The organism is Streptomyces sp. G-G2 (assembly GCF_030063135.1).
Lineage (GTDB): Bacteria > Actinomycetota > Actinomycetes > Streptomycetales > Streptomycetaceae > Streptomyces.
In genome coordinates this window covers 130,917-138,195 of sequence record NZ_JASISO010000016.1, presented here as the reverse complement: position 1 = coordinate 138,195, position 7,279 = coordinate 130,917, and the positions used below count along the sequence as shown (strand labels likewise).

The following is a 7,279-nucleotide window of genomic DNA, read 5'->3' as shown; positions in this document are numbered from 1 at the left end:
CCGACGCCACCGAAAACCTCCGCACCACCAAGCCCGAACACGACGCCCGAACCCTCCCACCCCGACAGCGAAACCATGCCTGAGCTGGGAAAACTCAGCGATCAGAATCGGTAAGACAACGGCTTCTCACCCAGGAGTCAGCCGCGCCGTCGGCGAAGCCCGCCCAGGCCCCGGATAACGTCATTGCGTTCCGCCCGCCCACCAGCTGAGCCACCAGCCCTCGCGGGCCGTCCCGGCTCGAACAGGCGGCTGAGCACGCAGGTCCGTACGCGATGGTGCACAACGAAGTCGTACGCCGCTGAGTCACTTGAATGGACTAGCGGAACAGGCGAGTGCTGCCTCATGGTGGCCCCGTGACGAACATCGCTGTCCCTGAGTGGGCCAATGAACAGCTCGACAACTTCATCAACATGACCACAATCGTGGATAAGCGCCTTCCCAGCGGAAGGCCGGGGCGGCAGCACGCAGCCGAAGAGGACCAGATCACTGCCCAGGCCGTCATAGTCGAGCGGATCTTCGCTCACCTCGATCCCGAGTGGCGCGAAAACCTTGAGATGAGCATGAGCCCGGACCGGCGATGGACGGGGCATCGCAAACTGGCTGTCCGCGCCAAGGCGACGATCGCCGCCGACGCGGAGATCAGCGAAAAGCTCGGCACCAACGCTCCGCAGATCAGCGCTGCCGCTCTCCACCCGTGGGCGTGGGAGGGGGCCAGGTCTCTTTGGCAGAGCGGTCACTTCCGCGAGGCGGTCACTGCCGCCGCACGGAAGATCAATGCCGAGACGCAGAACAAGCTCGGCCGCCGGGACCTCTCGGAGACCAAGCTCTTCCAGGACTCGCTGAACGACAAGCAGCCCGTCGATGGTCGGCCCAAGCTGCGTGTCGTGCCCGACGACGGCAGCGACACATTCAAGAGCATGCAGCGCGGGGTCATGGCGTTCGCAGAGGGCTGCTTTGCGGCGATCCGCAATCCCAACAGCCACGAGGACGGCCTCCCTGAGCTGCCCGAGCACGAGGCTCTCGAACAGCTCACCGCCTTCAGCCTCCTAGCCCGCTGGATCGACAGCGCAACGGTGGAGACCGCCTCGTAGTACTGGCTGCGGAGGGACTCGCCCGTCGGGGCGGGCCGCCGCAGCGGCCCTCGCAAAACGATTGCGGTGGTCTCTTAGCGCATGTTCGCTGCCTCGTCGATTGCCCAGACCGCGTCCCGGACCTTCTGTTCGAGATCCTCGAAGGCGTCCTCAAGAGCGGCGAGTTCTGCGAAGAGCGCGTGCTTGTCGTCCATCTCTTCCATGGCCATGGCCCGCGTGATCCAGGACTTGACGTCTTTCATTGTGAGCGGGAACTTCCTGCTCCGCAGTACATCTTCGTCGAAGATCGCGTCGAGGTCTCCGTCTTCGATCTGCATGATCCGAATGGCGTCGCCCGGGACCGCGCCGCTGGCGCTGTTCTCCTCGATGTAGGCGAGGCCCGACTCAAGATCGTCAAGGCGCCCAAGGAGATGGCCGACCAGCGCGTCCCTCACCGTCACCAGGTCGAGACCGACTTCCTTCCTCAGCTGCTTCGCAGCACGGTGGGAGATCTCGAAGGGTTCTGCCGGCTGGGGAAACTGTCCTGGAAACGCGCCAGCTCGGGACCCAGGCGGCCATCACCGATCAGAACTCCTGGCTCGTAGTGGTCGAGGACCGTGCATGCAGCGTCGAAGTAGATCAGGACGGCGGGGCGGATCACTTCGACTCGGTGTTGGTCACGGTGGTAGGTCTCGTTCCGGTAGTCGTGCAGCTTCCTCAGCACCGGCGCAAGGTCTTCAGGAAGCTTCTCCCTCTCGACCAGGAAGTCGACTTTGTCCCCGAAGTTGTCGTTGATCCGCTTCCGCTTCCTCTTCGAGGTCACCCCCCTCAAGCCGTTGGATCTCCGCACGGAGTTGGTCATCGCTCGGTCCGGTCGCAAAGCGGCGATGCAAGGGATTGTCGCTCTTGCGCATCGATTCAAGCCGACGGAGATTCTCAAGCCGGTCGAAGTCGATGTGCTCGAAGCGGAGTTCGGCCTCGGCCATGCGGTGCATGATCAGTTCGACGGCACTGTCGAGCAGGATGTGGGCAAGCCGCAGCTGCGGGACCCGCCCGACCTCGATGAGGCGCTTGACCTCTTCAAACTGCACGATCACCAGCTCAAGGCGCTTCATCGCCGCCCGCCCTCCACGTCTTGGGTTCGGCTCCTCGCCGAGGCTCCTACCGTAGTGAGCTGCAGCGCGGCCAGCACCGGGGTTTCTGCCCTCCATGCCCACCCGCACGCTGGCCGCGGCCAGGTGGACGGCATGAGCCTCCCCTTAGCCCTTGATGGTGCCGCCTGGGGGTTTCCCCGAGGCGCTGAACCTTGCCTCCCACGAGGCCATCCACCCGCTCTGCGGCTCGGGAAGGAATGCGGGCCCCCCGTCAGACACTCCACCCGGGCCGACGGGATTGAATTCTCCGCACAGCGAGCTGAGCACCTCTGAGCTCGAAGGCGCTCGGCGGCACGACTGCGGTTTCCTTTACGAGCCGATCAGCATTTTGATGGGGGAACTCTGCTACTTCGCCTGCCGAACGAACCGGGCGGAAGTGGCCTCCGGCAGAGGTCACTGCCGCGAGGGACCAAACCGAACACATTGACTTGACAGGGAAGCCGGTCAACTGGCCGTAGGTGTCATGGGTCAATACCAGCTGTGGCCGTACGGCACGGATGTGTCCGACGAGCATCTCCACGACCTCGTCGATGGGGGCGTCACACAGCCTCGGCCGGCCGGGGGCTGAGTCGGGGATGCGGGCGTCCGCGTAGCCGAGCATCCGCGGTTCTCCGGCACCCAGAACCTTCAGTGCGTCGGCGAGTTCGGCGGCCCGGTGACTGTCCGGGGACCAGGTCGCGGTGACGACCGCGGTGTCGGCACCGGCGGCGGCGTGCTGTGCGAGGACGCCGCCGGCTAGAAGCGACTCATCGTCCGGGTGTGCGAAGACCCCGAGGAGGGACGGCTTGGCCGGGGTGGGTGATGGGGCCATGGGCGTAGGCCTTCCTGGTGCGTGACTAGGCGCGGGACCGGAATGGGCGGGAGGATTTCGGCTAGACCGGCCCGGGGCCTGAAGGGTGGAAGGCGGCAGCGGCTGGATGGTCGAGCGGGAGGCTCGGATCCCACGCGCTCAGGCACTGAGCGCTCGGCACGAACAGAGGCTGGGGCAGCGCATCCCGGGGCCAGAACCTCCAGGCCCCGATGGTCTCTTCGCACTGCAGCGGTACACCGGACCACCGGGTCACCAGGACGGGCACCGTCACCCGGACGATGTCACCCACCCGGGCCAGGAGGGTGCCCAGCACGACGGTGTCGGCCACATCGGCCGCGATGCCGGCCTCCTCACGGAGTTCACGTACTGCGGCCTCGGCGAAGGTCTCGCCGGGCTCAACCGATCCACCCGGCAATTCGAAAGTTCCACGACGGTGTTGGCCCAGCAGGACACCATCCGGCCCGTGGATGATCACACCGACCCCCACGAACGCGCGCGGAGGCGGTGGAGTACCGGTGCGCTGGCGGCTCGGTACCCTCTGCGGACGCCGGACCTCGTACAGCCGGTAGGAGGCCTGGTTGTCCGGCTGCGGCTCGTCGATCGCCGTGGCCTTCTCCAGGGTGAGGCCGTGCTCGACCAGCAGGTCTTCCCACAGCTGGGTGGTCAGGACCCACATGTGGACGGGGTGGGTCTGGTCGGTGCCGGGCAGTCGCAGGACCTCCGGGCGTGGGGTGGCGGCCTTGGAGGGTCCTGCGCCAGCGGAGTTGGTGTGCAGTGCGGAGAACAGGAGGCGCCCACCGGGTTTGAGGGCGTTGGCCAGCGCGGGCAGGAGCCGGTTGGGGTCCAGGAACGGCAGCCCGTTGATGGAGTAGATGAGGTCGTAGGGGGCCGCGTCCTGCAGGTGGGCGACGGCGTCGGCGCAGACGAAGCGGAGCCCGGGAGTGTTCGGGTATCGGGTGACGGCGCGCTCGTGCTGGGTGGGGGAGGCGTCCACGCCGGTGACGTCGGCGCCCAGGGCGGCCAGGCGGGCGGCGTGCCGGCCCACTCCGCTGCCGAGGTCGAGGATGCGGAGCCCTTCCACGTCCCCGAGGCTCTCGATGTCGGGCCCGGTGTCGGTGCCGCCCCAGTCCCACCGCGCGATCTCCGGCAGGTCCGGTCGGACGGTGAGCTGGTGTGCCCCGTAGGTGGTCCAGGTTTCGGCGGTCTGCTTCTCGATGTCCATCAACGTGTCCTCCAGCAGGGTGGGGCGGGTCAGGGGTGCAGGGCGTAGCAGCGGAGTACGTCAAGGTCGTGGGTGCGGACGACCGACCAGCCCGCGGTGAGGATCTCGGCCTCGGCCGGGGTGATCCCGAGGCTCTGGAGCGGGTCGGTGCTCTTACGGCGGCCGGCGATTTCGGCGACGACCCAGCAGGTTCCGCCGGGTACCAAGAGGCGGCGGACGCGGTTGACGAAGGCTGCCTTGTCGTCGATCCACAGGTAGACCAGGCGGCAGGTGATGACCGAGTACGCGGGCTCCGGCAGGCAGGTCAGGTCGTCGGCCCCGATGTCGGCGCATCTCCACAGCGGTCCGGGTGTTTCCGCAGAGTCCTGGGCAGCGGCGAGGGCGAGGGCGCTGGGGGAGCAGTCGATTCCGGTGGTGCGGTATCCCAACTGGTGGTGGAGGTGGCGGGTCAGGGTGCCGTCGCCGCAGCCGATGTCGAGAGCCGGCCGCCCCCAGCCGGGTCCGAGGCGCTGGTCCATGAGCCGGGTCTCGGTGTCGTCGAGCTGTCGGTACCGGCGGCCTTGGGCCCAGAGGGGGTCCCAGTACGCGGCGGTCGAGGTCGAGGTCGTTGTCACGGCGATCCTTCGCGCGCGGAGGGCAGTGCGGTGCGCAGGGGCGGGGCGGGCATGTCCCGCATGGTGCGGACAGGGGAGAGGAGCAGGAGGGCTACCGGGACGAGTTGGATGAGCGCGCCGATCGTGAGGGTGGCGTGTACGCCGAGGTAGAGGACCAGGGCGCCGGCGGCCGCGGCGGCGAGCGGTCGGACGCCGGCAGTCATCGTGGTGCTGGCGGCCTGCATCCGCCCCTGGAAACGGGGGTCACAGATGGTCTGCCTGACCGAGTTCTCCGCGATGCACATGTCTCATGAGACGTTGCTGATCCCTGGAAGCTCGGAGCGGTGGGGCTCTCCAGGATCTCGATGGCGTCGCCTACAGGCAGCGGAATGAGACAGGTTGCACCCGGAAGTGGCGGCCGAACGGTTCACTCCAAAGGGGGGGGGAGGTCGATCGTCCCCGTCCACGGCGCACGTGGACCCCGTCGTCGTGATCGCCGACAGGCAACGGTGATGACGGCGCGGTGCGCCCGCGGACGCGCGAACCGCCCCGGTGGCACGGGGGAGTCCACCGGGGCGAGAGGTCCCGCTTTCGCAGCGTCGTGCTATCCGTGTCGGTGGGGAGGGTGTTTACGGTTCGGTGACTGTGCCATCCTCGTCGTCGAGTCCGGGGACCAGCCGGGCCACGTCCTCGTCCTTGACGTGCCGAAGGCCGGCATCGGAAGCGGCGCCCGGATCGCGGACAGTGCGGCCGTCGAGGGATCTGCCTGACAGTCCGAGCGCGTGTCATCGAGGTACCCGCGCGACGGGCACCGCCCCGGTTCCTGGGCGAGGCGGAGACCGCCTGCGTGCGGGCACTTGCCCGCGGGTGCCCTTTCCGAGAACTCGAGCAGTTCGGCTATCTCGGGGGACGGACAGGTAGACGTCGGCGGCTATCGTGCCCCGGTTCGCCCCAGCTCGGCCAGCGTTGCGGCGAAGCGGGTGTGCGGGGCCTCGGCCGCCACCAGTCGCGCATCGGCCGCGGTGTCAACGTCGCGCATCACTGGTAGATCGCGCACCACCAGCCCGGCGTCGGTGAGTCGCCGCCGCTGCACGGCGCCGATCTCGGGTGAAGACGTGGGGACTCCGCGTACCAGCTCCGGATCGGGCTCGGCCAGGCCCAGCGCCCAGAAGCCGCCGTCGACCGCCGGGCCGAACCAGGCGTCGCAATCCTGCCAGGCGTCCGCAGCCAGGGCCGGGGCGAGGTCGTCGGGGGTGACTTGCGGGGTGTCCATGGCGATCAGTACGGCAGGTTCGGAACACAGCCCGAAGGCTGCGGCCAGCCGTTCGCTCAGCGGGCCGGTGCTTTGCGCCACCACCTCGATTCCCGGCGGCAGCCAGCCGCCGGGGGCGCCTTCGAGTACCAGAACACGCCGCCGTACCGGCGCCGCGGCGACCATCGCGAGAGTGTCGGCGAGCGCGGCCTCGGCGAGGCGCGCGGCTTCCGCAGGCGAGTAGGGCGGGGTGAGCCGGGTCTTTACTCGACCGGGCACTGGCGCCTTGGCGATGACGAGCAGCGTGGTCACCGGGCACCTGCCCCGGGTGCGGCCACCGGCGGCTGCGCGAGCACTGCGTGCATGTCCTGCACGGCCTGCCAGGTGCCACGCCAGGTCCCTGTGACCTTCGACCTCCCGGTCCGGCGCCGATACGGAAGATCGAGTTCGCAGACCCGCCAGCCCGCGTCGGCGGCGCGGACAACCATCTGCAGGGGATAGCCGCTTCGCCGGTCAGTCAGAGCGAGGGCGAGCAGGGGCTCCCGCCGAGCCGCACGCATCGGCCCCAGATCGTGCAGTCGCAGCCCGGTACGCCGGTGCACCATCCGGGAGAGCGCCAGATTGGCGGCCCGGGCGTGCACGGGCCAGGCCCCACGCGTCTGCGGCCGCCGTCGGCCTAATGCCAAATCAAACCGGTCGTCCGCCACTTCGCGTACCAGGGCGGGCAACAGGCTGGGATCCAGCGAGGCGTCGCAGTCGCAGAAGCAGACGATGTCCGCGTCCGCAGCCAGCAGCCCGGCGTGACAGGCGGAGCCGAAGCCGCCCCGCGGCTCGTACACCACCGTGGCGCCGAGCGCCGCGGCGATCTCAACCCAGGGCAGGGCCACGGCTTCGTTCAGGCAGGGGAGTACGACGTCCACCGTCAGCTGGTCCTTACGAAGCACGGACATCTTGGGCCTCCGAGTCTCGCGGTCTGCTGCGCGCAAACTCCGCCATCCCCTCGGCGAAACCGGTCTGGGCCGACCAGCCCAGCTCGTCGGCCAGCCACTGCGAGTACGCGGTGATGTGCCGTACGCAGCCCAGCCGGTACGCGCAAGTGACCACGGGGTCTGGATCGCCGTGATCCGGGGCCGGCGGCGTGTGGCCCCCGCTGCCGGGCAGGGCGCGTCGGATCGTG

At 68.6% G+C, this 7,279-nt stretch carries 9 protein-coding genes and 1 pseudogene; 1 reads left to right on the top strand and 9 read right to left on the bottom strand.

The genetic code is table 11. From position 1 onward, the window contains the following. Positions 1 to 353: 353 nt before the first annotated feature. The gene (locus QMF80_RS15605) at positions 354 to 1,091 is read left to right on the top strand and encodes a TIGR02391 family protein (RefSeq protein ID WP_283453579.1); all 738 of its coding nucleotides are present in this window, start codon (positions 354 to 356) and stop codon (positions 1,089 to 1,091) included. Between the two features lie 74 nt (positions 1,092 to 1,165). On the opposite strand, the gene QMF80_RS15600 is transcribed toward QMF80_RS15605, so the two are convergent. The 9 genes and pseudogenes from QMF80_RS15600 to QMF80_RS15560 all read right to left on the bottom strand — a co-directional run bounded on the left by QMF80_RS15600 (position 1,166) and on the right by QMF80_RS15560 (position 7,052). After that, entirely contained in the window at positions 1,166 to 1,525 is a 360-nt protein-coding gene (locus QMF80_RS15600; protein ID WP_283453577.1) for a hypothetical protein, read from the bottom strand. A 29-nt stretch (positions 1,526 to 1,554) separates the two neighbouring features. Beyond that, a complete protein-coding gene (locus tag QMF80_RS15595; RefSeq protein ID WP_283453575.1) occupies positions 1,555 to 1,794 on the bottom strand; it encodes a hypothetical protein in 240 nt (79 codons plus the stop codon). 13 nt (positions 1,795 to 1,807) lie between these two features. After that, the gene (locus QMF80_RS15590) at positions 1,808 to 2,185 is read right to left on the bottom strand and encodes a hypothetical protein (RefSeq protein WP_283453573.1); all 378 of its coding nucleotides are present in this window, start codon (positions 2,183 to 2,185) and stop codon (positions 1,808 to 1,810) included. A 472-nt stretch (positions 2,186 to 2,657) separates the two neighbouring features. Beyond that, a pseudogene (locus tag QMF80_RS15585) lies at positions 2,658 to 3,035 on the bottom strand (PIG-L deacetylase family protein); the annotation flags it as partial. 61 nt (positions 3,036 to 3,096) lie between these two features. Further along, the gene (locus QMF80_RS15580) at positions 3,097 to 4,257 is read right to left on the bottom strand and encodes a bifunctional class I SAM-dependent methyltransferase/NUDIX hydrolase (protein ID WP_283453570.1); all 1,161 of its coding nucleotides are present in this window, start codon (positions 4,255 to 4,257) and stop codon (positions 3,097 to 3,099) included. 29 nt (positions 4,258 to 4,286) lie between these two features. Then, positions 4,287 to 4,871, bottom strand: a complete 585-nt coding sequence (locus QMF80_RS15575; protein WP_283453568.1) for a class I SAM-dependent methyltransferase — start codon at positions 4,869 to 4,871, stop codon at positions 4,287 to 4,289. Further along, entirely contained in the window at positions 4,868 to 5,155 is a 288-nt protein-coding gene (locus tag QMF80_RS15570) for a hypothetical protein (protein WP_283453566.1), read from the bottom strand. Before QMF80_RS15570 ends, QMF80_RS15575 begins: the two co-directional genes overlap by 4 nt. A gap of 626 nt (positions 5,156 to 5,781) precedes the next feature. Then, positions 5,782 to 6,414 carry a TIGR04282 family arsenosugar biosynthesis glycosyltransferase gene (locus QMF80_RS15565; protein WP_283453563.1) on the bottom strand — a complete coding sequence of 211 codons (633 nt, stop codon included), beginning with the start codon at positions 6,412 to 6,414 and terminating at the stop codon, positions 5,782 to 5,784. Then, complete coding sequence (locus QMF80_RS15560; RefSeq protein WP_283453562.1) at positions 6,411 to 7,052, bottom strand: glycosyltransferase family 2 protein; 642 nt, start codon at positions 7,050 to 7,052, stop codon at positions 6,411 to 6,413. Before QMF80_RS15560 ends, QMF80_RS15565 begins: the two co-directional genes overlap by 4 nt. Positions 7,053 to 7,279: the final 227 nt, after the last annotated feature.

Bases quoted from the DNA above. Each gene is read 5' to 3' on its own strand.
- QMF80_RS15590 (WP_283453573.1), bottom strand. From the start codon at position 2,185: ATGAAGCGCCTTGAGCTGGTGATCGTGCAGTTTGAAGAGGTCAAGCGC.
- QMF80_RS15580 (WP_283453570.1), bottom strand. From the start codon at position 4,257: ATGGACATCGAGAAGCAGACCGCCGAAACCTGGACCACCTACGGGGCA.
- QMF80_RS15570 (WP_283453566.1), bottom strand. From the start codon at position 5,155: ATGTGCATCGCGGAGAACTCGGTCAGGCAGACCATCTGTGACCCCCGT.
- QMF80_RS15560 (WP_283453562.1), bottom strand. From the start codon at position 7,052: ATGTCCGTGCTTCGTAAGGACCAGCTGACGGTGGACGTCGTACTCCCC.